At 23.9% G+C, this 1,273-nt stretch carries 2 protein-coding genes; both read right to left on the bottom strand.

The window, feature by feature from the left end; translation table 4 throughout:
• Positions 1–284, bottom strand: a 284-nt coding sequence (locus C6B38_RS04295; protein WP_146693300.1) for a hypothetical protein, incomplete at its 3' end; no start/stop codon positions are given.
• Positions 285–286: 2 nt separating this feature from the next.
• Positions 287–1,273 (bottom strand): hypothetical protein (locus tag C6B38_RS09930; protein ID WP_162475862.1); only part of this gene is annotated, 987 nt, incomplete at its 5' end.

Raw genomic sequence — 1,273 nt, 5'->3', positions numbered from 1 at the left:
AACATAAACTCTTTAACTGGTTCTAATGTTGGTATTCAATTAAAATGTAAACTAGTAAAAAATAAACCATATAAACTTAAAAATGGTGTATGATATAAAATTGATAAAGCATTATATCGCATAATATATGCTTTTTTAATATGAAATGGATATTTATCATATTTTAAAAACTTACGATTTTTTCATGCTTTAAAACTTTGACTTGGATTTCTTTGTTCAAAACCTAATCTTTGTCAATAAGTACCATTTTCATTTTTAATAATAATATTTTCTTTATCTATCATATTTACACCTCTTGTCGAAAAATACGAACACTATTAATTGGAATATTAGAACCATCAGAACCATTAGTTAAATAAACCCGACCACTAGCATTATATAAAGCAATACTATAAGGGTTTTTATCCATATCATCAATAAAACAAGTTGCTTGATGTTTAGATAAAGTTTTATTTTCTTTCTGTTCTGTAAAATAAGGTGGTTCAAGCCATAACATACCTTCAGCAMCTTTACGATTAGTTGGTGATAATCAAACTTGATAACGATATTTTTCTGAAAATTCAGGAATATCAATAGAATTATCACTATCAGGTGTATAAGATATACTTACTTTTTCTCATTTTATTTTTTTATTTATTTCAAGCACTCATTTTAACATTTGTTCAATAGTATCTTTTAAACCTTTATTTAAAGATAATTTATTTTCTTCAATAACAAATTCTTCATTATATAATAACTCTAAACTACTATCATCTTTTTGATGTAATGGGGCATTAACTGTTATTGAACTACCACTTTGTGCTTTTTTAACAATATATTTTCCATCTTCTTTATCAATATAATCTTTATTTAAATCACTATCTTTAATAACATCAGATGGTATATCACCGCCTTGTTTTGCTTTTCATACATTATTTTCATAATAAATCGTATCATTATCAAAAGGCACTATTAATTTAATATACTCATTATAATCAATCTTACTAAAATCATTAATAGTAGGATAAGTTATATTAATTGAATTATCTGTTTGAAATCGTTCTTTTAATCAAAATAATAATGTTTCATAAAATGTTTTTTTAGTAATATATTTATATTCTTCTTCTCATGGATGAGCATAATTTCCTAAATTATAATTATATGGTCTTATATTTGTTTTACTAGATATAATATCAATTATTTCACCTGCTAATTTTAAAGCATTTTTAACATCACGAGTAATATTTTCATTTGCCTCAGGGTCATTAGTTTGTGAATAAGCAACACCACCTTG

Origin of the sequence: Spiroplasma sp. ChiS (assembly GCF_002968355.1) — a bacterium.
Taxonomy (GTDB): Bacteria; Bacillota_I; Bacilli_A; order Mycoplasmatales; family Mycoplasmataceae; genus Spiroplasma; species Spiroplasma citri.
Note: the sequence above shows the minus strand (reverse complement) of the source record. Positions and strands in the feature narration are given on the sequence as shown.